The sequence below is a fragment of the Bradyrhizobium sp. BEA-2-5 genome (genome assembly GCF_032918025.1).
GTDB classification, from domain to species: Bacteria; Pseudomonadota; Alphaproteobacteria; order Rhizobiales; family Xanthobacteraceae; genus Bradyrhizobium; species Bradyrhizobium pachyrhizi.
In genome coordinates this window covers 2,020,104-2,042,514 of sequence record NZ_CP136629.1, presented here as the reverse complement: position 1 = coordinate 2,042,514, position 22,411 = coordinate 2,020,104, and the positions used below count along the sequence as shown (strand labels likewise).

Genomic DNA, 22,411 nt, shown 5'->3' with positions numbered 1-22,411 from the left:
CTCCGCCCGGCAGTACGGCGGTCGATGCCGGACGGCGACGACCGCAAGCGGCGCGCGAGCAAGCACGAAGAAGAGACCGGCGTTTACCAAGACTCCGTTCGTTAATCTTCGTTAACCAGGGTCCAATGTCGTGCCGAGAAGTGCAGGCAAGAATAGTCAACGAACGCGGTGCCTGACCACTCGCGAAGTGGCGCCGGCGCATTCGGCTGGCAATTCCTCGCGTCTCAGTGGTGGCCGCCTATTGGGCGCTTTGGCCGTCACAGCGACAATCGCGCTCGCTGGCTGCTCGACCATGCCGACCTCGGGACCGGCAAGCTCCTATGTCCGCGCGGGGCAGACCGACCCTGAAAGCGTGCACTATGCTCTGGTACGTCTGACGACCGACACCGAGAGGGTGCTGGTGCGCAACTCTACGCGGATCGACCGCGTTTTCACGGATCGCCGCGGCCCGCCCGAGATTCGCTTTGGCATCGGCGACACGGTGAGCGTGACGTTGTTTGAATCGATGGCCGGTGGCCTGTTTACTCCGACCGAAGCCGGTACGCGTCAGGGTAATTACGTCAACTTGCCCAATCAGGCCGTGAATTACAAAGGCAACATCACGGTTCCGTACGGTGGCTCCATCCGCGCCGCGGGCCGGACACCGGACGAAGTCCAGAATGCAATCGTGAAGTCCCTGCAGGATCGTGCGATCGAACCACAGGCGGTGGTTGCGCTGGTGGATCAGAAGGCAACCTCGATCAGCGTATTGGGCGAGGTCGGACAGCCTGCGCGTTTGCCTGCAAGCGCCAGCGGCGAGCGGCTGCTCGACATCATCACGCGGGCGGGCGGCCCCAAAAATCCCGGCTTCGATACCTGGGTGACCCTCGAACGCGATGGACGGCACGGTACTGCACCGTTCGGATCGCTGCTCAGCCAACCGGCAAACAACATCTTTGTTCGTCCCCAGGATACGGTCTACGTGTACACGCAGCCGCAAACCTTCCTCGCGATGGGCGCCGCCGGGCAACAGGGGCAGTTCTCGTTCGGGGCCTGGCGCCTGTCACTGGCCGAGGCCATGGCGAAGGCGGGTGGCCTTAAGGATGATCACGCTGACCCTGGGTCGGTGTTTATCTACCGAGGAGAACCACGCGAAGTTGCCAAGCAGCTCGGCGTCGACTGCACTCGCTATAGCGGGCCCCTTGTCCCCGTTATCTATATTCTCGATTTGAGAGATCCCGGCGGGTACTTCATCGCGACAGAATTCGAGATGCGGAATAAGGATGTCATCTTCGCGTCCAACGCAACATCTGTCGAAGCGACAAAGTTCATGACTTACCTTCGGATGATCATCGGCACCGTGAGCGATCCAATCGTCGCCGGGATCGATGCCTACACGCTGAAGGGACTCGCCAACGGCAGCATCTCCGGAGCGACAACCATCGTTACGTCGTCCCGATGACATCAATTGGCTTGGCGGAATCGACTCCCGCGGCAGGTATGCTGCCGGCAACCGAATCCGCCGAGGCAACTGTCCGCGACCGGTGGCCCCGCCTTCACGGACACATTCCTGCGCTCGACGGAGTGCGGGGACTTGCCATCGTGTTGGTGATGCTACTGCACTTCGTCGGCAACACGTTGCCGACCAACGCTGTCGAGAAGATCGTCGTCGGAATCACCAACTACGGCTCCTATGGCGTCGAGTTGTTCTTCGTCCTGTCCGGCTTTCTCATCACCGGAATCCTCTATGATTCACGGGAGGAGCCGAACTTCTTTCGCAATTTCTATATACGGCGAGTGCTGCGTATTTTTCCGCTCTATTATGGCGTGCTCGCGCTCGTCTTCTTCGTCGCTCCGCTTTTGAGCCCGCTGCGTGGTCCGACCCTCGACTATCTGATAGATCGCCAGGCCTGGGCCTGGCTGTACGGAGTCAATGTCTACATCGCATGGAACGGTGACTGGTCATTCTCGTATCTGGAGCATCTCTGGTCGCTTTGCATCGAAGAACATTTCTATTTCTTCTGGCCGCTCGTCGTATATCTGGTCGCGAAGCAACCGAGAAAGTTGATTGTGGTCAGCCTCGGCCTATCGGTCGCTGCGATGCTCGCTCGCCTGGGCGGCTCCTTGGCCGGACTTAGCTGGTGGACAACCTATGTGTTGACACCGTTTCGGCTGGACGGTCTGGCACTCGGCGCCTTTCTCGCCGTGGTGGTCCGACAACAGGGCGGACTTCAGCGACTTGTGGGCGCCCTTCCATACGTTGCGACCTCTGCATTTGCCTTGCTATCCCTGACTTTCATCTGGACGCGCCTGGTGACCGACCAAGGTAACGCTTTCGTCCTTCCGGTTCGGTCTTCCATCATCACCGTGCTGTTGGCTTGTCTCCTCATCTGGGTGCTTGTTGCGCCAAGGCGTTCCTTGGTATCGCGCCTTTTCTGCAGCCGACCCTTGATGCTTCTCGGGACCTATAGCTACGGCCTATACGTCTACCATCACTTCATATCATACTACCTTGTGACTCATCGAACCGAACTGACACTCGGCGAATGGCTTGGCTCTCACAGCGCAGCCGTGGCAATACAGGCGACAGCGGGCGCGCTCGTCTCGCTGCTAATCGCTTATCTGAGCTATGAATTCGTCGAAAAGCGCTTCCTGGACCTGAAGCGGTTCTTCAACGCTCGGCGCGCCGTTGCTGCTGGCGAAGCGTTGGCGCCTTCCCATCCGTACCGCAACTGATGGCGAGCCTCGTACGGTAAAAACCCTCGAGAGCGTGAGCTGCTGAACTCCAGGCATACTTGCTTTCGGCCAAAAGCCTTGCGGAACGTCCGAGATCCGCAGCGCGATCGGCATCGCCCAGCAGGCCGCTGACACGGGCGGCAAAGCTCTCGACATCGTCCGCGATCATGATGTCACGATCCGGCACGGCCTCGATCCCCTCGGCGCCCAAGGTTGTCGAGACGATTGCCTTGCCCATCGCCATAGCCTCGACAATCTTAAGCCGTGTCCCGCCTCCCAATCGCAGAGGGACGACGACGACTGCCGCCTCGGCGAGATGCGGTCTCAAATCCGGCACGAAGCCGGTGAACTCGAATTCGGGGACCTGCCAGCGCTAACAGGGCGGAGGGCGGCGAACCGCCAATGATCTTGCAACGCGCATCCGGATGGCTGGCCGCGATGCGCGGCCATATATCGTTGATGAAGTGGATGACACCGTCGACATTCGGTGCATATGACAAGAGGCCAAAGAACACGACAGTGCGTCCGTCAGGCTTCGGATCGTCGGCACGCGGGCGATAGAACTCGATATCCGCGGCATTTGGAATGACAGTAGTCCTGGCTTCCGGCATTTCTTCAAGCAGCCGACGTTCGTCAGTCGCGCTGCACAGATAGACGCCATCCGCGTCACGATAGGTCCCGAGCTCCTCCTTCCGAAGCTTGCGCCAATTGACCTCGGAATAAAGGCGACGAAACAGACTGTCGCCGCTTTGGGCGTACTGGCGGGCAAGGTCGTAGTCGATATTGTGAGAATCCACGACCAATACCGGAAGCTTCTCTCCTGCCGGCGCCTTGCGCAGCTCGTAGTGTCCAAGGAACGTGAACTCGAGATTAACCACGTCGAAGCGCGTCGACCCCAGCAAGTCGTCCAGCGTCTGACGCACTACGTCTGCCGTGATTCGCAAACGCTCGAAGCTGAGGGGCGATACCAGGGAGCGCAGTTGAAGCAGGCGCTTCGGCATCCCATCGCGACCGAACGGGTTACGCACGAGCACCACCTTGCGGCAGTAGGCCTGCATGGCAGTTCGGCATTCCTCGATGTCGTGCTCGTCATCCACGAGCATGACTGACGTCAGGTCGTGACGTTGAGCCAATTCCGTCATCAAACCGTGCATGCGTGCCTGCGCGCCGATCCGCGGCGGGCTCGCAGGCATCTGTGACACGAAGAGAACATTTAGGCGGTCTGAGTGCATCGATCCAAACCTGCCTGCCACATCGGCAGGTACTGAGATGCTCGCTGGGGCCCACATTCACACAGCTCGGCTTACTCAATGCTTAAGCCGGAGCTTTGCGTTAATAGTTGCCGCGTTCCTCTTAACGAAACAATGATAGAAAGGCGGCGTATCCATTTATCCGCTTGGATTTTCGACGTAGAAGCATTGCCGAAGCAGTCTTGGTAGGTTCTCCGCAACGTTACCTCGTGCGGGCCAGCTCAAGCTCAAGCCGCGAAGGCGACGATTGAATGTGCGGTATCTCCGGTATCATCGGCCGGCTTGACGAAAACAACCGGGCCGCGCTCGCTCGGATGAGCAAGGCCATGATCCATCGCGGGCCGGACGGCCATGGCTCGTGGGCTTCAACGCCGGATGCCCGCGGCTGGGGTGTCATGCTTGATCACCGCCGTCTCTCGATCCTTGATCTGTCGTCCGCCGGCGCTCAACCGATGGTGGACGATACAACCGGGCACGTGATTTCGTTCAACGGCGAAATCTACAACTATGTCGCCCTGCGCAAACGCCTCGAGAGCGAAGGACAATCTTTTCGGTCTAGCGGCGACACCGCCGTCATGCTGCGGGCACTCGGGCTGCATGGCCTGGAGGCAGTCGGATGGCTGCGCGGCATGTTCGCATTCGCAAGCTGGGATCCGCAACAGCGACGACTTCTGCTCGCGCGCGACCAGCTCGGCATCAAGCCGCTCTATATCGCACAGTCCAGTAATCCGAACACGACGTGGTCGCTGATCTTTGCATCCGAACTACGTGCATTGCTGGCCTCAGGCTTGCTCGGAACGCCGCGCCTTGATCCGCAGGCGGTTGCGAGCAATGTATGGAACGGGTTTGTTGTCGGCCCTTGCACCTCGGTCCAGGGTGTTGAACTTCTTGCGCCGGGTCACTACGCCGAGTTTGACGGGGCAGGCCGTAAAATAAGCGAGCACGATTTCTGGCGCATTCCCGGAGAGTCGCCAAAGCCGACAATGGACGAAGCGACGCTTGCCTCGATCCTCGACGAAGGGATGAGGCTTCACCTCGCCAGTGATGTGCCGCTCGCGGTTTTCCTGTCGGGCGGCATCGATTCCTCCGCGATGGCGAATCTCGCGCAACTGACCGCTGACGCCCCGGTTCATACTTTCACGCTCGCGTTCGAGGACCAGCAGTTCAACGAAGCGCCGTTCGCAAGGCAGACCGCTGCGGCAATCGGCACTCAGCATCATGAGGTAGTGTTGTCCGAGCAGCGGTTCGTCGACAGTCTGGACGACGCCCTCGATAGTCTCGACCAGCCAACCTTCGATGGACTGAACGCCTATTTCATCTCCCGGGCTATTCGCGAAGCAGGCTTTACCGTCGCGCTGTCGGGAACCGGGGGCGACGAGCTGTTCGGCGGGTATCCGACGTATCGCGATCTTCCGATCTTGCAGCAGTGGTGTCATCGGGGCCGCGCCTTTCCAAGAAAATGGCAAGCCAAGGCTGCAGCCTTGCTGACATGGCCCTTGCGACGATCCTCGCATCCCGTAGCGCCTCAAACGCGCTGGGCGAAGCTTCCGGATATGGTCGATCGTAGCGAGGATCTGCTGGCGTTATACCAGATGGCCTACGCACTCTTCCTGCCTGGATTTCAGGGTGAATTGCTTGCACCGGATTTCGCGAGCGCGCTCGTGGACGGCCTTCCCGACGCGATGCGCCGGCGGCTGATGGCCGAAACGGCAGGCCGTACCCCTGTTTCCGCTATTAGCGTGATGGAACAACGTCTCTTTTTGGGTGAACGCCTCCTGCGCGATAATGATGCAGCAAGCATGGCCAGTTCGCTCGAGCAGCGCGTTCCGCTGGTCGACCACGTATTGTTTGAAAGCGTCGACGCCCTGTCGGACCAAGCGCGATATCAGCCCTTGGGGCGCAAAGATATGCTTCGGCGGATCGGATTGCGCGGTCTCGATCCTGCGCTCTTCGAGCGCCCAAAGACCGGCTTCGTCATGCCCTTTGACCGGTGGATTCGCCGCGGATTGAAGGACGCCATGGATCGGACCATGCGCGATCCGCAGGCGATCGCGCCTACGGGCCTAAATCCCGCCGCGGTCGAGCGACTTTGGCGAGCCTTTCTCGACGGAGCGCCCGGCATGTACTGGTCGCGGGTCTGGTCCATCTACACGTTTGTCCGTTGGTGCCATCGCAACGGCGTTTACGCATGATCAGCGAGTGCCTTCACCGGCTTTCCCGCCGTTCGCTCTGACCATTCGTCCAATCGATAACGTCGAACTCGAGCCCTCGCTTCAGCATCTCCGCCTCAAGATCGGTGGCATGCCGCTTCCATTCGGCCGTCGACCGGACTCGGAATTTGGGATCTTTGCCGCTTGCCTCGAATTCATCGTCGGCCTCGAGCGCGCCGCGGATAGCTTCATATATCATCCTCAGACTGGGATCGGTGATGGCGCCGCAGGCCATTGGTTTCAGTGTCTCGATCTCGTCGAAGTTTTTGCTCATGACTATGGTCGATCCTCATCCACGCGCGCTAGCGCGCCTTCGATGACCTCGATCTCCTCGCGAAGGATATCGCTCACAATCGACGGCTTGAACCCTGGAATGGTGTGCATCTGAACATCATCCAGCAATTGCTGACGATGGTGCCTCAGCTTTTCCAAGGCTTGGCGATCCTTCAATGAAACGTAGCCGGCAACGATCTGCTCGATGGCTTTCATCGGAAATGCGCTCTACAATAAGAATAACGTACTGCAATCTCTCGAATAAACTGGCCAAATCGCTTCCTGACAAGACCCCCGCCTTTGTGCTCGTGCGGTAGCGTTAACGCTCAGCCCGTAAAAACCCGGACCCTCCACGAAATGATTTCGCCGCCGTTTGTCGGGATCCGGCAAAGCGAAGACGTCAGTTCGATCGTTGTTGCCGAGTCACTTCCACGCAACGCGACGGGGAAGGTGCAGAAGAGCCTGTTGTGCGACCGCTTCGCCGATATCTCCTCGGCGGAAGTTCAGCAGCGAATCTGAAACGGACTCCTGCGACCCGCGACATGATGCCCGTCGCGCGGTACTGCGGATCCTCGAAGATAGCAGCGATGCTGTGGGCGGCGTTCCGTTCACCGGCCGCGAGCGACGTGCGTGACGCCAGTCAGGAGTGGCGCATAACGACACCCGTCGGCGTGGCAAAGCCCTGGAGTGTCTTGATCCGCTTCTCGAGCCACCAGCCGAACTCCGGCGACCAATCTTCGAAACGGCTGTTGATGCCGAGATCGTGCGCCCAGTGGTGGGCGATGTTGGGATTGAACTGCGACTGCCGCCCGACGGCAATGAGGTCGGCCTGGCCTTTTTGAAGGATGGCCTCGGCCTGCTGCGCCTCGAGAATGATGCCGACGGCCATGGTGGTGATATCCACCTCCTTGCGCACGCGCTCGGCGAAGGGAACCTGGAAGCCAAGGCTGCGCGGCACTTGCGCTGCCGTAGCCGCGCCGGAGATTCCGCCGGAGGAACAGTCGACGACGTCGACGCCGCGCGCCTTCAGCTCGTGCGCGAAGGCGACCGTATCATCCATGTTCCAGCCCTCGACGGTGCCGTCGACGGACGAGACGCGCACGAACAGCGGCATGTCCGCCGGCATTTCGCGGCGCACCGCCTCGACGATCTCGAGCGGCAGACGCATGCGGCCAGCGCGGTCGCCGCCGTACTCGTCATTGCGTGTGTTGGAGACCGGCGACAGGAACGAGGCCAGCAGATAGCCGTGCGCGGTGTGGATCTCGATGGTGTCGAACCCGGCGGCAACCGCTCGCCTTGCAGCGGCTGCCCAGGTACCGACCATGGCCTTGCACTCGGCAGTGGTCAATTGCCGTGGCGTCAGCCAGCCCTTGGCGACCGGCTCGGCGGTCGGGCCGACCGGCTGCCAGATCCTGGCGCCGGCTTTCAGATTCTCCTCGGTCAGCGGCCCCATGCCCTGCATGGCGGACTGTGCCGACGACTTGCGGCCGCCATGGCCGATCTGGATGCCGATCGCCGTCCCCTGACGCTTCATGAAGGCGACCAGCGGCTTGAAGCTCTCGGCCTGCTCGTCAGTCCAGATGCCGAGATCGTTTTCGTTGGTGAGCCCGACTTCCTCCACCGCCGTCACTTCGACGAAGACGAGCCCGAATCCACCGAGCGCATAGCGACCAAGATGAACGAGATGAAACGCTCCGCAGGTATTTCCCGGTTCGCAGCTGTAATGGACCATCGGCGGCACGACGAGACGGTTCTTCAGCGTAAGGCCTCGAATCGTGAGTGGCTGGAACAGCATCGGCCGCTCGTCTTCTTTGCCGTTGATCATTTCACCACTCATGGAACTGTCTCCTTGCATGCTATGGCCGTCCGGTCGTGCCATGGACGGCAAGTCTTCAGGTACGTCTTGGGGGCCCCAGCGACGCGCGCGGGATGAACTCGTTGGGCACGAGCACGCGCCGCGGCTCGCGCGGACCGTCGTTTCGGATGCGATCGAGCAGCATGCCGGCCGCAATCCGGCCGACCTCCGCCTGATCCCAGCCGATGATGGCGACCGCCGGCGAGACGAGCTCGGCGAGTTCGGAATGGCCCGACGCGATCAGCGACACGTCCTCCGGTATCCGCAGGCCTCGCCCGCGCACCGCGCGCAGCACGCCAGACAGCATGTCGATGCCGCCGGAAATGATCGCGGTCGGAGGGTTGCGCTGGCCGAGCAATGCCGAGGTGATACGAAATCCCGCGCCGGGCAGGAAGCTCCCCGCGTGAACGAGCGAAGGATCAGGCTCGAGATTTCGCGCGGCAAAAGCCTCCTGATAGCCGCGAACGCGTTCGCGCGCCGGATAGAGCCCGGCGTCGCCGGTGATCAGCGCCACGCGCCGATGACCGAGATCCAGCAAATGACTGACCGCGACGCGCATCCCTTCAGCGTGATCGGCCATAACGGCATCAGTCCAATCCGGCTGATCACGATCGATCAGCACGATCGGAATATCGAGATCGCGCAGGAAGGCCTCGAACTCACCGGCGACCGGCGTGTACGGCCCCATCATCACGCCGTCGGCCTGCCGCCGCGACAGCCGGCTGAGCAGCTCCCGCTCACGCTCCTTGCGGCCTTCCGAGTTGGAGATGAGCAGCGAGAAGCCGACCTCGTCCAGCACGTCGTGCGCGGCTTTGACGAAACCCGCGAGTTGCGGAATGTTGATCTCACGCAAGATGCAGCCGATCGTGTGGGTCGACCGGATGCGCATGCTCTGCGCCACCGCGTTCGGCGTATAGCCCAGATCGTCGATTGCGCGCTGGACCTTCCGGCGGATGTCGGGATGGACGGTGGCATTGGCATTGAGCACCCGCGACACCGTGCCGGTCGAAACGCCCGCTGCGGTCGCCACGTCGCGGATCGTCAATTTGCTTCCGCGACCTGCCGTTTGCTGTTCTGCCATCACCATCACCGGGGCTGAGACCTCAATCCCCTGCACAATACGCGGAAGCCAATTCGGCCGCAGGTGCTATCAGCCGGCCGAAGGCAAATGATTTGTGCATTTCTCCACCGTGATCCAAACGGCCTGGCCTCCCGTCCTTGTTCCGGAACGATCAGATGGCGTCGGCTTCGACGATATTGCGGCTCATACTTCGAACGCCCACTGCTCCGCCACCAGGCTGTATCGGCCTGCCTCGCGCCGCATATGTCCGAACCCGGGGAAATGCAGATGCATGCCGCCGACCAGCATGTCGTCAGTGACCACCATGTCGAACATCATCTGACGAGCGGCCGCGGCGGCCTCGGGGTCGGTGTCGAATTCCATCGTCACTTCCGGACGTGCAACCTGGATCTCCGGCACATGGACCGTGTCCCCCCAAACCACCATTGATTCGCCGCCGCACGATACGACATAGGCGGCGTGGCCGGGGGTATGACCGTGGATCGGGATCGCCGTGACGCCCGGGAGCACCTCGCCCTTCCGGAAAGTCTTGACGCGATCGGCAGCCATATAGGGCTTCAGCTGGGTGCGGCCGGCCTCGAAATAGCGGCGCCGGGGCCGCTCGGCCGCCTTGGCCATCGCCTCATCGTTGAACCAGTGATTGATCTCGTTCTCATGGACGATGACTTCCGCATTGGGAAACAGCCGCGTTCCGGTTGCGGCATCTGTCAGCCCGTTGGAATGGTCGGGATGAACATGGGTCAGCAGCACCGCGTCGACCGAGGCCGGATCGATGCCGGCGGCAGCGAGATTTGCCGGCAGGCGGCCGCAGGTCGGCCCCATCAGATCCGCTGATCCGCAGTCGATCAGGTAGGTCCGGTTGTCCATGCGCACGGCAAAGGCGTTGACCGAGATGCGCGGCGGCGAGGTGCGATGATCGCGCGCCAGAATGGCTTTGGTTTCCTCCTCGGGGATATTGCGAAAGATCGTGTATCCCATGTCGACGTAACCATCGCTGAGGCCTGTGACCAGCGCATCGCCAAGCTTGCGGTGATAGACTCCTGCGACTTGCGTTGAGGGTGAAGTGCTCATTGTGCGTCCCCTTGCCAAAATCTTGCAACGATCGCTGCATCGTCGCGCCTGTGGTGCCAGCTCCGGCCCACGCCAAGTTGTGCCTTCGACCAGAGCCTGATCTGCATCAGCGCGTAGGCCCAGGTGACGGCAAACACGTCCATCACGGGAGCGCCGGCGATGCGATGGACGCCGTGACGAACAAGGAGTTCCGCCAGCACACCTTCCGCCGGAATGATGACGTCAGCGCCGCGCGCCACCAGGCGCTCGGCCGCGGCCGTGAAATTTGCGATGACCGGAGCCGGGTCGGCGTAAGCACGCGCCAGCTGCGGCTCGTCGAGCGGCGGATCCATCGCCGCGACCTCCAGCACACGCGCGGCGAGCTTGTGCTTGTCGACCGCAACCTTGGTCATCCACTGCACCGCCGGCGCATTGGAGATCAATGCCACATAGCTGCCGAGCGAGCAGCCGACCAGCAGGCCGCTCTCGGTCAGCGAGGCGACGGGAATATCCACCGCGGAGCGGATCTCGCGCAGAAACGGTTCGCTGAACGAACCGATCACGAAGGCATCATAACCCTGCCGCTCGGCCGCGATCGCATTGTCGATCACCCGGCTGAGAATGCGGTGATAGGCGAATGCATTGCCGAGCACCGCAGTGGCCGAAGCGCCGGCGTATGATCCGGACGGAAGCCCGTGGACGACGACCTCGGCGTCGTCGCCAAGAATTTCCGCCGCATGGGCCTCGAGCGCGCGCTTGTAGACTTCGAGATGATCGAGCTCGTTGACCGACTGGTGCCAGATGCGCGGCGTCGATCCCTTCCCAGCCATTGCCGCGCTCATGCGTCGCTCCGGTCGTTGGTCAGGCGCAGCGAACGGATCGACCTGAGGTCCTCGATATTCCAGAGCTGCTCGAACAGGGCGTCGGCCTCGCCTTGCTTGAACACCCGGGTCGCGCAGTCCATGAACTTATCCTGCAGTTCGTCGCGCGAAAGCGGGCGCTGCCAGCTGCCCTTGGCATGAACCACCGGCGCGTGCTCAAGCACTTCGCCCGATGTCAACACGACGCTGACGCAGTCGGCCGGCGCGAACGGCTGATCTCCCGGCATGATTTCATCGGTTGTCGTACAGTGGACCTTGGCGAAGGTAGCGCCGACGTCGGGCCGCGAGACGAACTCGTCGGTGAGCTCGGACAGCCCGACGCGGCCGGCGATCAGCGCGGCGGTCATCGCGAATTCCATGCTGAACTTGGCCTCGAGACCGGTCTGCGGATTGGTGTTGCGCAACATCAGCCTTTGGGTGACGCCGGTGTGGACCCGAATTTCCTTCACGTCGTCGGGTTTGAGCTTGTGCGCATTCACCAGGCCAATCATCGCGTCGATCGAACGATGGGTCGCATAGCAGGTCGGATAGCGCTTTACATTGATGCCGAGATCGGCAAGCCGCCAGTTGCGGCCGATATCGATCGTGCCGTTTTCGATATCCGGCGTGCCCGAGGGCGAATGGGCGCGCAGGAAGCCGGTTTGGTGCTCGAGCACGTCCAGCGATGCGGTAAATCCCTGATCGGCGAGACGCGCGGCAAGCACGCCAGATTGGGCGGTGCGACCGGCATGCAGCGATTTGGTCATGGTGCCGAAATTGGCGACCAGTCCGGAGGCGAGCGAAGCGGCGATCGCGATGGCATGCGCGGTCTTCGTGGAGTCGAGATTGCGCAGCCGCGCACAGGCGGCCGCGGTGGCAAGCGCACCCATCACGGCCGTCGGATGAAAGCCGCGCTCATGGAGGTGACCGGGCTCCAGCGCAATGACCTGCGCCCAAACTTCGTAGCCCGCGGCATAGGCGGCAAGCGCGTCGGCGCCGCCGGAGTCGAGCGACCAGCCTTCGGCCAGGATGGCCGGCACCAGCACGGTGCTCGGATGTCCGGCCAGCGCCACGTCGTCATAGTCGAGCACATGCGCCGCGACACCGTTGACGAGCGCGGCATCCGGCGCCGCGAGATTGCGACCCGACGGAACCTCGGGCGCGCCGTCGTTCTGGGTGGACGCGGCCACCATCGCCGACACGATCCGCACCGGCTGCTCGGCGGCGCCAGCGATCATGACGCCGACGCAGTCGATGATGCCGGTCCGCGCCGCCTCGCGGCAGCGGCCGGACAGATCGGACAGCTTGAGGCCGGCTACAAAATTCGCCGTCTGACGCGTGATATCCAGCATGGGTCGTCTCCTCAGTAGGAACGCGGAAGACCGAGCACGTGCTGCGCCACAAAGGCCAGCACCATGTTGGTCGAGATTGGGGCTGTCTGGTAAAGACGGACCTCACGCCATTTGCGCTCGACGTCGTATTCCTGCGCAAAGGCGAAGCCGCCATGGGTCTGGAATGTCGTATCGGCCGCCTTCCAGGTGGCCTCCGACGCCAGCAGCTTGGCGATGTTGGCGTCTGCTCCGCAGGGCTGCCCAGCCTGGAACAGCGCGGCGGCACGGCGGCACATCATGTCGGCGGCTTCGAGTTCGGCGTAGGCACGCGCCAGTGGAAACTGGATGCCCTGATTCTGGCCGATCGATCGTCCGAAGACGCGCCGCTCATTGGCATAGGCGACACCCTTGCCGAGAAGCCAGCGCCCGTCGCCCACACATTCGGAGGCGACCAGGATCCGCTCGGCGTTCATGCCGTCGAGGATGTAGCGAAAGCCCTTGCCTTCCTCCCCGATGAGATTGGCGGCGGGCACTTTCAGGTTCTCGATGAACACCTCTGTCGTGTTGTGATTGACCATCGCCTTGATCGGACGGATTTCGACGCCGTTGCCCTTGGCCTCACGCAAGTCGACGAGGAACACCGAAAGTCCGTCGGTGCGCCGCTTCACCTGATCGACCGGACTGGTGCGCGCCAGCAGCAGCATCAGGTCGGAGTGCAGCGCCCGCGACGTCCAGACCTTCTGGCCGTTGACGACATAGACATCCCCCTGACGCTCGGCGCGAGTCTTGAGCTGGGTGGTATCGGAGCCGGTATTGGGCTCGGTCACGCCAAAGGCCTGCAGCCGCAGCCGGCCCGCCGCGATCTCCGGCAGGTAGGTCCGCTTCTGGGTCTCGTTGCCGTGACGGAGCAATGTACCCATGATGTACATCTGGGCATGCGCGGGACTGGCGCTGCAGCCGTTCGCATTGATCTCTTCGAGGATCACCGCGGCCGCACGCAGCGGCAGGCCCGAACCGCCATACTCCTCCGGGATCAGCGCGCCGAGGAATCCCGCTTCCGTCAACGCCGCGACGAATTCGGTCGGATAGGCGCTTTGATCGTCGAGCTTGCGCCAGTATTCGCCCGGAAAGCCCTTGCAGATCTGCCGCACCGTGTTGCGCAGGTCGGAGAAATCCTCGCCCAACGCGACGGTGACCTCCATGTCGGCGGGTTGGGCGGCGTCGTGATAGTTCATGTCATATCCTTTCAGGCGGCGGCGCTGGCCGACACGCGGAACGTTTTGGGCAGGCCGGCGCGGGCGATCGCGCCGGAGAACCGTTCGCCGGGCAGCCAGCTCTCGACCTCGCGTCGCAAGGCAACCAGCCGCTCGACATCGGCGCCGGTATCGAAACCAAGTTGTTCGAGCAGGAAAACGGTATCCTCGGTGTCGATGTTGCCGGTGGCGCCGGGTGCGAACGGACAGCCGCCGAGTCCGGCGAGGGATGCATCGAACGCGCGTACACCCGCATCCAGTGCCGCCGTCACATTGGCGAGACCGAGACCGCGCGTGTCGTGGAAGTGGCAGGCGACCGGCAGTGGACGCACCGCTGCGATCACTGCGCCCATCAGGCGGCGGACCTGACCCGGATCGCCATAGCCGACCGTGTCGGCGACGATGATCTCGTCGGCGCCCATCCCGGCGAGCCGCACCGCGATCTCGACCACTCGTGCCTCCGATACCGCCCCCGAGATCGTGCAGCCGAACGCGGTCGCGATGCCCGCACCAAGTCCGATTCGTGCTCCGGGGCGCTGATCGCGCGCCGCAGCGATGCGCGCGAAGTCCTGCAACGACTCCTCGGTGCTGCGGCGAACATTGGCCTGATTGTGCTCCTCGCTCGCCGAAAGCACGTAGTTGACGATTGGCACACCGAGCGCGAAGGCGCGCTCGGCCCCCTTCAGATTCGGAACCAGAACCGACGGCCGCAAGCCCGGCATTGTCAGTGCCCCGCGGGCCACCTCCTCCGCGTCGGCAAATTGCGGGATCACCTTGGCCGGCACGAATGAGGTCACCTCGATCTCGCGGATTCCGGCCTCCACCGCGCCACGGCACCAGGCCAGCTTGCGCGCGCTCGGCAAGATGGTCTTGACCATCTGAATGCCGTCGCGGGGTCCGACCTCGCGAACATGAGCTTTCTCACGCACTTCGCGCCTCCTCCTACTTGCCTTGAAAGTTGGGTTTGCGGCGCTCGTTGAACGCCAGCACGCCTTCGCGTCGGTCCGCCGTCGGGACCAGACGGTTGTAGGCTTCGATCTCGAAGGCGAGGCCATCGGCGAGCGACATCTGCAAACCGCGATGGATCGCCTGCTTGGCCTGGCGCACCGAGATCGGGCCATTGGCAGCGATGCGATGGGCGATGGCGAAGGTCGCCTCCAGCAATTCCCCTGGCCGCAGCACCCGATTGACCAGCCCCCACTGCTCGGCCTCGGCGGCCGAGAACGGCTGCCCGGACAGGATCAATTCCTTGGCGCGGCGCTCGCCGACGGCGCGCGGCAGATTCTGCGTGCCGCCGCCACCTGGCATGATGCCGAGCGTCACTTCGGTCAGCGCGAAGCGTGCATTGGTCGAGGCGTAGACGAAGTCGAGCGCCGCCGCGATCTCGCAGCCGCCGCCATAGGCCGCACCATTGATCGCGCCGATCACGGGAATCGGACAGCCCAGCAGAGCGCGCAGCATGCGCTCGAAGACCAGATGCTGCGCCTGCCAGGCCTCGTCCGTCATGCCGTTGCGCTGCTTCAGATCGCCCCCGGCGCAGAACGCCTTGTCGCCGTGTCCGGTCAGGATCACCGCGCGCAACCCCTCGATGTCGGTCGAGAAGCCCTCGAACAGTTCCACCAGATCGAGGCCCATCTGGGTGTTCATCGCATTCGACGCTTCCGGCCGGTGCAACGTGACCAGCAGGATATCGCCATCACGCCGTTCGACCTTGATGGTCTGGAAATCAGTTCGCATTGATGGCTCCCTTGCTCGCAGGCTTTCGAAGAATGGCATTGTGCTGGCCGAGCGCCGGCGCAGCGGTGCGTGCGCGCGGTCGCGTACCGTCGAAGGCAAGCGGAACGCCGACAAGATCGATATCGTCGCCGGCACATCGCACCATCATGTCGAGCGCGCGGGTTTGCGGATGCTCCGCAACCTGATCGGTGGTCAGCAGCGGTGCATTGGGAACCCCGGCCCCGTCGAGAATGCCGCCAAGCGCATCGGCCGTATACTTACGCACCGCGGCCGCGATTTGCGGGATCAGTCGTTCGCGGTTGACGACCCTTGCCGCGTTGGTCGCGAAGTCAGGATCATGCGCAAGCGCTTCGAGATTCAACGCCACGCACAGCTTGCGGAACAGATTGTTGTTGCCGGCGGCAATCATCAGCCATCCGTCGGACGCCTCAAATGCCTGATAGGGCGCGATTTCCGCGGTGCCCGATCCATAGGGCTTGCGCACCTCACCTGACGCCGCATAGCCGGCCAGCGGAACGGTCATCCACGCGAGCCCGGTCTCGTAAAGCGAGGTCGCAATGCTGCGACCCTGACCGCCCTTGTTGCGCGCCACCAACGCAGCGAGCATGCCGATCACTGCCCACATGCCGGACCCCATGTCGACCAGCGAGACGCCGACACGCACCGGCGGCCGTCCGCCCTCGCCGGTGACGCTCATGATGCCGGTGCTGGCCTGGGCGAGCGGATCGTAGCCGGGCTTGCTGGCGAGCGGCCCCTTGGCGCCGAACGCGCCGATGTCGCACCAGATCAGCGATGGCTTCGCGGCGCTAAGCGCATCCGCGGTGAGACCAAACTTGTCCAGAATGCCGGGCCGCAGATTCTGGATGACGGCATCCGCCTCGTTCAGGATCAGCGACTTCAGCCTCTCGCAATCCTCCGCTGCACCGAAATCGACGGTGATGCCTTCCTTGCCGCGATTGAGACTATGGAACACACTTGCCGTCCCGTTCCAGAACGGCGGCCCCCAGCCACGCGCATAATCGCCACTCTTGGGATTTTCGACCTTGACCACGCGAGCGCCGAGATCGGCCAGAATCAGTCCGGCATAGGGGGCGGCCACGCTGTGTCCGAGTTCAACCACGGTGATACCAGCGAGCGGCTTGTCAACGTCCATCAAATCCTCCCGGCCGCCGCAAGGGCCGCCGCCGTTCCTGTTGTCATCAATCGGTTCATCACGTCGAGCGGCGTCGCTTTCACGACTTGTCCTGCGCATTGTCGGCAACCAGCACCGCGCCGTTGACGAAGCTCGCGCGGTCGGACAGCGCGAAGACAATCAAATTGGCGAGTTCCTCCGGCGTGCCCCAGCGCGTGTTGCGCATCGAATTATTTTCCGACCAGCGCTTGCGTTCGGCTTCCGCCTCCTCTTCGCCCAGATTGCGCTTGGCGAGTTCGCGCTCCCATTTTGCAAAACGTTCCGGAGTATTGACGAACCCAGGAACGACGCAGTTGACGCGAATGTTGTGCGGCCCGAATTCGTTGGCGAGAAATCTTGGAGAAGCGGATTTCGGCCGACTTGGCCGGACCGGTGCAGGACGACAGGAACGGCGGCATCGTCACCATGATCCCGGTTTCGCCCGACACGTTGACGATGCTGCCGCCGTTCTGCTCGATCATGATCGGGATGATGCGCTGACAGATACGGAACTGAGCGAAGAAATTGATCGCCATGCCGTATTGCAATTCCTCGTCGGTGACTTCGAGGAACGGCTTGTAGGTGCCGGTGCCGGCATTGTTGACCAGGATGTCGATACGGCCGAGACGGTCGCGGGCGACCGCCGGCAGCCGCTCGATCTGCTTCAGATCCGTCACATCAAGCGACAGCGTTTCGACCTTGACGCCGGTGCTCCGCTCGACGTCAGAACGACATTCGGCCAGCGCGTCCTCGCGGCGCGCGCAGACCAGAACCTTGACACCCTCCTCCGCCAGCAAGCGTACGGTCTCGAGACCAATGCCCTTGCTGCCGCCGGTGACGATCGCAGTCTTGCCTTCAAGTCCAAGTTTCATCTGATCGCATCCCTCTGAGATCGGGTCAGGCGGTCGAGCAGCCTGCGCACAGGCATCGATCCGCCGCTACGTGCCGAAGCGAAAACCTCGGCCGCAAGGCTGGCGCCTTCGCCGGCCGGAATTCCGGTTCCGGCCAGGCGGCTCTCAAAAACCTCAGTGGCACGGGCTTCGTCCTGGAACACCAGAACCTTGGGCGCCTCGCGCGCGGTCCGGCGAAGACGCGCACCATTTTCCATCTCCAGTTCGACGGTCGCGTCGAGATGGGTACCGATCGCGTCCGGCTCGACGATCATCTTGTCGACGAGTGCCATGATCTCCCGGTCCTGGCGGTGCTCGACGCCCATCTCGTAGTCGAGGCGGCCGTAGCGCAGCATGGCGGCGACCGCAAAGGCGGTGCTGGCCTGGGTCTGCACCGTCCGCGTGAACGGTCCCTTGAAGGACGTTCCCGGATACTGCGTATAGGGCTCCCAGATCGTCACGGTGATCAGCTTTACCTGCGGCAGATCGATGCCGTCGCGGTGAAGCACATGCGCCGCCAGCACCGCCGACATATTGTCGCCCAGGGTTGCGAACGGCTTTGCCATGATGCCGATCATCGTCGCGACATCGGGGCCTCGCTGCCATTGTTCTGGCGTGCGATCGAGGCCGGCAAGCGAGCGCAACAACCCCTTCGGTCCTTCCAGCGCATCAGGCGCCCCCTGGACGCCGCGCGCCGCAAGCTCCGCGGCCACCAGCCCGCCCTGGGCGGCGCGCCCGTTCTGTACGCGCCATTCATCGGAGCCGCAGCGCACCGGCTCCAGCGTGCCGCCGGTCGTACAGGCCGCGATTGCAACCGCGCTGGTGGACCTCGATGGATCGAGCCCAAGTGCGGCTGCGGCCGCCGCCGCGGCACCGATCGTGCCGAAGGTCGGGCTGGTCCGTACGCCCCTGCGGATCAGGCCGCGGGCAACGACTTCACCCGCACCAAGCCATTTGAGCGCGGAATAGCCGACCGTAAGAGCGGTCAATACGGTGCGCAGCGGCGCATCCAGCGTTTCGCCAAGCGACACCGCGACCGGCGCAATCAGGGATCCCGGGTGCGTCCATGAATCGTGGTCGGTATCGTCCTGAAAATGGGCATGAACGGCAATGCCATTGGCGAGAACCGCCTCGGACAGCGCGGCATGTTTGCCGCTCGCCCAGATGCGCGCGGTACGCGGTCCAGGCAGCACCTCCGCGGCCATCGCGCGCGCGGCCGCGGCCGTCGGCTCGTGCCGCGCCGCGAGCGCGAGCCCCAGCGAGTTCGAGCAGGCAAATGGCTGCCTTCGTGGCGACATCCGGGGACAGTTCGCTCGCCGACGTCGTTGTGGCGAAGGTCCCGAGCAGCGCAGTGGCGTTCAGAGTAGCTGACATCATAGATACTCCTCGGCAAGCGCAACGTCGCGAATTTCGGCAACGGTGCCGCTCCGCCTGACCTCACCACCGCGCATCACGTAGCCGCGTGTGGCAAGCTTGAGCGCCGGACGCGCCATCTGCTCGGTCATGAGAATGGTCGTGCCGCGCTGTTGCATATGGCGGATCGCCTCGCTGATCTGCGCGATCCACACCGGCGCAAGTCCGAGAAACGGCTCATCCAGCAGCAGCAGCTTGGGAAACGAACTCATGGCGCGCGCCAGGGCGACGATCTGCTGTTGTCCCCCCGACAATTGTCCGGCCGGCTGGCTGGCGCGCTCCTTCAGGATCGGGAAGATGCCACAGAGCCAGGCCCAGGCTTGGCGCTGGCTCGCCCCGCCGTGCCAGCAGGCGCCACTCAGGACGTTGTCGGCGACCGACATGGTCGGGAATACGCGGCGGCCTTCGGGCGAATAACCAATTCCGGCCCGCGCGCGCCCGTCGCAGGAAACGGCACTGAGATCACGGCCCGCGAAGCGCACGCTGCCATGCGAGGCCTGGACCAGACCGATGATAGCGTTGATCAGGCTCGACTTGCCGGCGCCATTGGCGCCGATCAGCAGGACCGTCTCGCCCTCGGCGACGTCGATCGAGACGCCGCTGATTGCCGTGATGCCGCCGTAGCGGACTTCGAGGTCTTTCACCGCCAGCATCAGGCCGCCTCCTCGTCCACTGTCCCGAGATAGGCGTCGATGACATCCTTGCGTGCCAGGACGTCGGCGGGAGCGCCCTCGGCCAGAACACGGCCGGAATCGAGCACCAGTATTCTCGGACAGAGGCGGCGCACGAGATCCATGTCATGCTCGACGATCAGGACCCCGCAACCGAGCACCGTCCTCACGTGGCGCACGAAAGCATCGACCCGCAGGCGCTCCCGCCGCTCGAGACCGGCCGCCGGCTCGTCGAGCAGCAGGACTTTCGGCCGAGCGGCGCAAGCCAGAATGAGGCCCAGCATCTTCTGGAGCCCGTACGGCAGCTTGTCGCTCTGCTCGTCGAGTTGCGGTTCGAGCTCGAACTCGTCGATCAGCGGCGCGACGCTGTCCCATCCGGGCCCACTGCCGCTGAAGCGAAGGGCCCGCGAAATGTTCTCGCGGACCGACGCCGTACGAAAGGTGTTGGTCTGTTGAAAGCTGCGGATAATTCCCATGCGACTGACGGCATGCAGCGGCTTGCCGGTCATATCCTTGCCGTCGAGCCGCACCCGGCCGGTGGTCGGCGGCAGCATGCCGCAAATGACGTTGATGAGCGTGGTCTTGCCGGCGCCGTTCGGCCCGATGACGCCAAGGACGTCGCCTGGCGGGATGGCGAAGCTGATATTGTCGAAGACATGCAGCCCGCCGAAACGCTTGGAGATGGCTGCGACCTCGAGCAGCGCGCCGCCGTCGGTCCGTCCGGTGCGTTCAGTCGTCATTGCAGGGGCTCCATCGCATTGGGCACGCTCAGCGTCGGCGACGAGGCGACGGTGGAAGACCGCGACGGCGACGGCGGAGAAAACACGCGGACGCCGAGGCGATGGATCGTCCCGACGACGCCCTCGCGCGCGACCAGCACCACCACCACGATCAGGAAGCCGAACAGGAACTGGGAATACTCCCCGCGCAGTGCGAAGACGTCTCCCGCCCAGATCAGGAGAGCGCCACCGACAACCGGGCCAAGCATGCTGCTCTTCCCACCGATGATCGCATAGGCAATGTAGTTGACCGATGACAGCGCGCTGAACGAGGTCGGATGAGCGGTGAGCAGCATGTTGACGAGAGCGAAGCCGGCGAGCCCGGATACACCCGCCGCGATGGCGAAGCCGAACGCCTTGTAGTGCCAGACGACAAGGCCGAGACTCTGGGCGAGCAGTTCGTTCTCCTCGATCGCCGCGAAATGCTGGCGCAGCGTGCGGGTCACCGCAGCGGTGACGATAGCGCCGGCGAGCGCCAGCCCGATCGTGACCTGCAGCACCGCGCGGTTGTCGGCGAGCTCCAGCCCGAACAGCGTCACGGCCGGCATGCCGACCAGTCCATTGGACCCGCCGGTCCATCCCGGCGTTTCAAACAGCAACAGTTGCGTGATCTCGGTGAGAACGAACGTGACCAGCACGAAATAGACGCCGGTCAGACGGAGCACCAGCGCACCGAGCGGCAGCGCAAACAGCGCCGGCACCACGAAGCTCGCAAGCCCCAGCAGCAGCACATCGGTCACGCCGTGACGAAGCCCCAGGATCGCGACGGTGTAACCGCCGATCGCCATGAAGGTCGGCACCGCGAAGGTCATCAGATTCATGCGCAGCATGATGTAGACGCTGAACGCGGCCGTAATCGCGATCAGCATCTGGTTGGCCAGCGAATAGACCATCGGGTTCTGGCTGAGCCAGGGAACTACGAAAGCGGCCGCGATAACCACGACGCTTGCTGCCTCGGCCAGGTCGCCGCGCTTGGAAAGGGTGCGGGCTGTCATGTGCTCAAGCTCCCCGAACCCGGTGGCCGAACAGACCCGATGGCTTGACGACCAGCATGACCAGGACGAGCACGAACAGCGCGAGTGCGCCCTTCGAGCCACCGAGATAGACCGCCGAGAACGCCTCCGCCATGCCGACGATGAAAGCCGCGACTGTCGCACCACCGACGCTACCGAGACCGCCGAGAATGACGATCAGGAAGGACGTCGCCAGCACAGGATCGCCGATATGCGGCGCAAGCGACAGGATCGGTGTGACCAGCGCGCCGGTGAGGCCGGCGAGCCCCGTCGCCAGGGCGAAGGCGGCCGGAAACAGAATCGCCGGACGCAGTCCCTGCGCCGTCGCCACCGCGCGGTCATCAGCCAGCGCACGCAGCGCGCGACCGAAATCGGTGTAATAGATCAGGCCGTAGATCGACAGGATTCCGACGATGCAGACGCCCAGCACCACGAGATTCTCGATCGGCACAAAGAAGCCATGGCCGTGAATGACACCGGTCAATGGAAAGGCGAAGGCCGGAGATTGCGGTCCGAACACCACCAATATGCCGCTCGACATCATCAAATAGAGGCCGAGCGTCAGCATCAGTGTCGCCAGATGATCGTCGATCACGCGATCCAGCACGAAGCGTTCGAACAGGAATCCGAGCAGCGTGGTGCCCAGCGCCGCGCAGATCACCGCCAGCGCGTAGGGCATACCGAGATAGGTCACCGCGGAATAGGCGAGATATCCTCCGAGAACGTAGAAGCCGCCATGTGCGAAATTGACGACTCCGAGAATGCCGAAGATCAGGGTGAAGCCGAGGGCGAGCAGCGCGTACTGCGCACCCAGGCTGATGCCGATGAGGCAGGTGGCGACAAAACCTTGCACGGAGTA

23 protein-coding genes and 1 pseudogene are annotated in these 22,411 nt (G+C 63.2%); 4 read left to right on the top strand and 20 right to left on the bottom strand.

The genetic code is table 11. The annotated features are described in order from the left end of the window. Positions 1-292 precede the first annotated feature (292 nt). Both RX327_RS09560 and RX327_RS09555 read left to right on the top strand, forming a co-directional pair. A complete protein-coding gene (locus RX327_RS09560; RefSeq protein WP_317250112.1) occupies positions 293-1,441 on the top strand; it encodes a polysaccharide biosynthesis/export family protein in 1,149 nt (382 codons plus the stop codon). Then, positions 1,438-2,715 carry an acyltransferase family protein gene (locus RX327_RS09555; protein WP_050387508.1) on the top strand — a complete coding sequence of 426 codons (1,278 nt, stop codon included), beginning with the start codon at positions 1,438-1,440 and terminating at the stop codon, positions 2,713-2,715. The genes RX327_RS09560 and RX327_RS09555 overlap by 4 nt, the downstream gene beginning before the upstream one ends. Here the strand turns inward: RX327_RS09555 and RX327_RS09550 are convergent. Both RX327_RS09550 and RX327_RS09545 read right to left on the bottom strand, forming a co-directional pair. After that, a complete protein-coding gene (locus RX327_RS09550) occupies positions 2,651-3,052 on the bottom strand; it encodes a glycosyltransferase (RefSeq protein ID WP_317250111.1) in 402 nt (133 codons plus the stop codon). The genes RX327_RS09555 and RX327_RS09550 overlap by 65 nt on opposite strands. Further along, the gene (locus tag RX327_RS09545) at positions 2,973-3,869 is read right to left on the bottom strand and encodes a glycosyltransferase (protein WP_317250110.1); all 897 of its coding nucleotides are present in this window, start codon (positions 3,867-3,869) and stop codon (positions 2,973-2,975) included. The genes RX327_RS09550 and RX327_RS09545 overlap by 80 nt, the downstream gene beginning before the upstream one ends. 347 nt (positions 3,870-4,216) lie before the next feature. On the opposite strand from RX327_RS09545, the gene asnB reads away from it, so the two are divergent. Then, positions 4,217-6,157 (top strand): asparagine synthase (glutamine-hydrolyzing), encoded by a 1,941-nt coding sequence (gene asnB, locus RX327_RS09540; RefSeq protein WP_317250109.1) that lies wholly within the window; start codon positions 4,217-4,219, stop codon positions 6,155-6,157. Between the two features lie 13 nt (positions 6,158-6,170). Here the strand turns inward: asnB and RX327_RS09535 are convergent, their stop codons facing one another. After that, on the bottom strand, positions 6,171-6,449 hold the full coding sequence (locus RX327_RS09535) for a hypothetical protein (protein ID WP_038377337.1): 279 nt from the start codon (positions 6,447-6,449) through the stop codon (positions 6,171-6,173). A 2-nt stretch (positions 6,450-6,451) separates the two neighbouring features. Beyond that, entirely contained in the window at positions 6,452-6,664 is a 213-nt protein-coding gene (locus tag RX327_RS09530; protein WP_028333410.1) for a hypothetical protein, read from the bottom strand. A 141-nt stretch (positions 6,665-6,805) separates the two neighbouring features. On the opposite strand from RX327_RS09530, the gene RX327_RS09525 reads away from it, so the two are divergent. Beyond that, positions 6,806-6,967 (top strand): hypothetical protein, encoded by a 162-nt coding sequence (locus RX327_RS09525; RefSeq protein WP_160321820.1) that lies wholly within the window; start codon positions 6,806-6,808, stop codon positions 6,965-6,967. A gap of 121 nt (positions 6,968-7,088) precedes the next feature. Here RX327_RS09525 and RX327_RS09520 read toward each other — a convergent pair whose 3' ends face one another. The 16 genes and pseudogenes from RX327_RS09520 to RX327_RS09445 all read right to left on the bottom strand — a co-directional run bounded on the left by RX327_RS09520 (position 7,089) and on the right by RX327_RS09445 (position 22,405). Then, positions 7,089-8,285 carry an NADH:flavin oxidoreductase/NADH oxidase gene (locus tag RX327_RS09520; RefSeq protein WP_244482625.1) on the bottom strand — a complete coding sequence of 399 codons (1,197 nt, stop codon included), beginning with the start codon at positions 8,283-8,285 and terminating at the stop codon, positions 7,089-7,091. 55 nt (positions 8,286-8,340) lie between these two features. Next, positions 8,341-9,348 (bottom strand): LacI family DNA-binding transcriptional regulator, encoded by a 1,008-nt coding sequence (locus RX327_RS09515; protein ID WP_244978375.1) that lies wholly within the window; start codon positions 9,346-9,348, stop codon positions 8,341-8,343. Between the two features lie 219 nt (positions 9,349-9,567). Next, entirely contained in the window at positions 9,568-10,455 is an 888-nt protein-coding gene (locus RX327_RS09510) for an MBL fold metallo-hydrolase (protein WP_028333413.1), read from the bottom strand. Then, on the bottom strand, positions 10,452-11,276 hold the full coding sequence (locus RX327_RS09505) for an aspartate/glutamate racemase family protein (RefSeq protein WP_028333414.1): 825 nt from the start codon (positions 11,274-11,276) through the stop codon (positions 10,452-10,454). Before RX327_RS09505 ends, RX327_RS09510 begins: the two co-directional genes overlap by 4 nt. Continuing rightward, positions 11,273-12,646: an MmgE/PrpD family protein gene (locus tag RX327_RS09500; protein ID WP_050387512.1), complete on the bottom strand. Its 1,374-nt coding sequence runs from the start codon at positions 12,644-12,646 to the stop codon at positions 11,273-11,275. Before RX327_RS09500 ends, RX327_RS09505 begins: the two co-directional genes overlap by 4 nt. 11 nt (positions 12,647-12,657) lie before the next feature. Further along, positions 12,658-13,860, bottom strand: coding sequence for an acyl-CoA dehydrogenase family protein (locus RX327_RS09495; RefSeq protein ID WP_050387513.1), 1,203 nt, complete (start codon positions 13,858-13,860; stop codon positions 12,658-12,660). 11 nt (positions 13,861-13,871) lie between these two features. Continuing rightward, entirely contained in the window at positions 13,872-14,807 is a 936-nt protein-coding gene (locus tag RX327_RS09490) for a hydroxymethylglutaryl-CoA lyase (protein ID WP_283089683.1), read from the bottom strand. Between the two features lie 13 nt (positions 14,808-14,820). Further along, a complete protein-coding gene (locus RX327_RS09485; RefSeq protein WP_050387515.1) occupies positions 14,821-15,615 on the bottom strand; it encodes an enoyl-CoA hydratase/isomerase family protein in 795 nt (264 codons plus the stop codon). Then, positions 15,605-16,768 carry a CoA transferase gene (locus tag RX327_RS09480; RefSeq protein WP_317250108.1) on the bottom strand — a complete coding sequence of 388 codons (1,164 nt, stop codon included), beginning with the start codon at positions 16,766-16,768 and terminating at the stop codon, positions 15,605-15,607. The genes RX327_RS09485 and RX327_RS09480 overlap by 11 nt, the downstream gene beginning before the upstream one ends. A 79-nt stretch (positions 16,769-16,847) precedes the next feature. Next, on the bottom strand, positions 16,848-17,111 hold the full coding sequence (locus RX327_RS09475) for an SDR family oxidoreductase (protein WP_317251227.1): 264 nt from the start codon (positions 17,109-17,111) through the stop codon (positions 16,848-16,850). A gap of 157 nt (positions 17,112-17,268) precedes the next feature. Beyond that, a pseudogene (locus tag RX327_RS09470) lies at positions 17,269-17,658 on the bottom strand (SDR family NAD(P)-dependent oxidoreductase); the annotation flags it as partial. After that, positions 17,655-18,974, bottom strand: a complete 1,320-nt coding sequence (locus tag RX327_RS09465; protein ID WP_317250107.1) for an MmgE/PrpD family protein — start codon at positions 18,972-18,974, stop codon at positions 17,655-17,657. The gene RX327_RS09465 and the pseudogene RX327_RS09470, both read right to left, overlap by 4 nt. A 75-nt stretch (positions 18,975-19,049) precedes the next feature. Continuing rightward, entirely contained in the window at positions 19,050-19,742 is a 693-nt protein-coding gene (locus RX327_RS09460; protein ID WP_050387518.1) for an ABC transporter ATP-binding protein, read from the bottom strand. After that, positions 19,742-20,500, bottom strand: coding sequence for an ABC transporter ATP-binding protein (locus RX327_RS09455; protein WP_050387519.1), 759 nt, complete (start codon positions 20,498-20,500; stop codon positions 19,742-19,744). The genes RX327_RS09460 and RX327_RS09455 overlap by 1 nt, the downstream gene beginning before the upstream one ends. Continuing rightward, a complete protein-coding gene (locus RX327_RS09450; RefSeq protein WP_028333423.1) occupies positions 20,497-21,534 on the bottom strand; it encodes a branched-chain amino acid ABC transporter permease in 1,038 nt (345 codons plus the stop codon). The genes RX327_RS09455 and RX327_RS09450 overlap by 4 nt, the downstream gene beginning before the upstream one ends. Positions 21,535-21,538: 4 nt before the next feature. Beyond that, the gene (locus RX327_RS09445; protein ID WP_028333424.1) at positions 21,539-22,405 is read right to left on the bottom strand and encodes a branched-chain amino acid ABC transporter permease; all 867 of its coding nucleotides are present in this window, start codon (positions 22,403-22,405) and stop codon (positions 21,539-21,541) included. Between the last annotated feature and the right edge of the window lie 6 nt (positions 22,406-22,411).

Excerpts from the sequence above, each read along its gene's own strand:
- RX327_RS09455 (WP_050387519.1), bottom strand. The coding sequence starts at position 20,500 with ATGACGACTGAACGCACCGGACGGACCGACGGCGGCGCGCTGCTCGAG.
- RX327_RS09525 (WP_160321820.1), top strand. The coding sequence starts at position 6,806 with ATGATTTCGCCGCCGTTTGTCGGGATCCGGCAAAGCGAAGACGTCAGT.
- RX327_RS09510 (WP_028333413.1), bottom strand. The coding sequence starts at position 10,455 with ATGAGCACTTCACCCTCAACGCAAGTCGCAGGAGTCTATCACCGCAAG.
- RX327_RS09465 (WP_317250107.1), bottom strand. The coding sequence starts at position 18,974 with ATGTCGCCACGAAGGCAGCCATTTGCCTGCTCGAACTCGCTGGGGCTC.
- RX327_RS09450 (WP_028333423.1), bottom strand. The coding sequence starts at position 21,534 with ATGACAGCCCGCACCCTTTCCAAGCGCGGCGACCTGGCCGAGGCAGCA.
- RX327_RS09535 (WP_038377337.1), bottom strand. The coding sequence starts at position 6,449 with ATGAGCAAAAACTTCGACGAGATCGAGACACTGAAACCAATGGCCTGC.
- RX327_RS09555 (WP_050387508.1), top strand. The coding sequence starts at position 1,438 with ATGACATCAATTGGCTTGGCGGAATCGACTCCCGCGGCAGGTATGCTG.
- RX327_RS09545 (WP_317250110.1), bottom strand. The coding sequence starts at position 3,869 with ATGCACGGTTTGATGACGGAATTGGCTCAACGTCACGACCTGACGTCA.
- RX327_RS09560 (WP_317250112.1), top strand. The coding sequence starts at position 293 with ATGCCGACCTCGGGACCGGCAAGCTCCTATGTCCGCGCGGGGCAGACC.
- RX327_RS09485 (WP_050387515.1), bottom strand. The coding sequence starts at position 15,615 with ATGCGAACTGATTTCCAGACCATCAAGGTCGAACGGCGTGATGGCGAT.
- RX327_RS09530 (WP_028333410.1), bottom strand. The coding sequence starts at position 6,664 with ATGAAAGCCATCGAGCAGATCGTTGCCGGCTACGTTTCATTGAAGGAT.
- RX327_RS09495 (WP_050387513.1), bottom strand. The coding sequence starts at position 13,860 with ATGAACTATCACGACGCCGCCCAACCCGCCGACATGGAGGTCACCGTC.
- asnB (WP_317250109.1), top strand. The coding sequence starts at position 4,217 with ATGTGCGGTATCTCCGGTATCATCGGCCGGCTTGACGAAAACAACCGG.
- RX327_RS09505 (WP_028333414.1), bottom strand. The coding sequence starts at position 11,276 with ATGAGCGCGGCAATGGCTGGGAAGGGATCGACGCCGCGCATCTGGCAC.
- RX327_RS09520 (WP_244482625.1), bottom strand. The coding sequence starts at position 8,285 with ATGAGTGGTGAAATGATCAACGGCAAAGAAGACGAGCGGCCGATGCTG.
- RX327_RS09460 (WP_050387518.1), bottom strand. The coding sequence starts at position 19,742 with ATGCTGGCGGTGAAAGACCTCGAAGTCCGCTACGGCGGCATCACGGCA.
- RX327_RS09500 (WP_050387512.1), bottom strand. The coding sequence starts at position 12,646 with ATGCTGGATATCACGCGTCAGACGGCGAATTTTGTAGCCGGCCTCAAG.
- RX327_RS09480 (WP_317250108.1), bottom strand. The coding sequence starts at position 16,768 with ATGGACGTTGACAAGCCGCTCGCTGGTATCACCGTGGTTGAACTCGGA.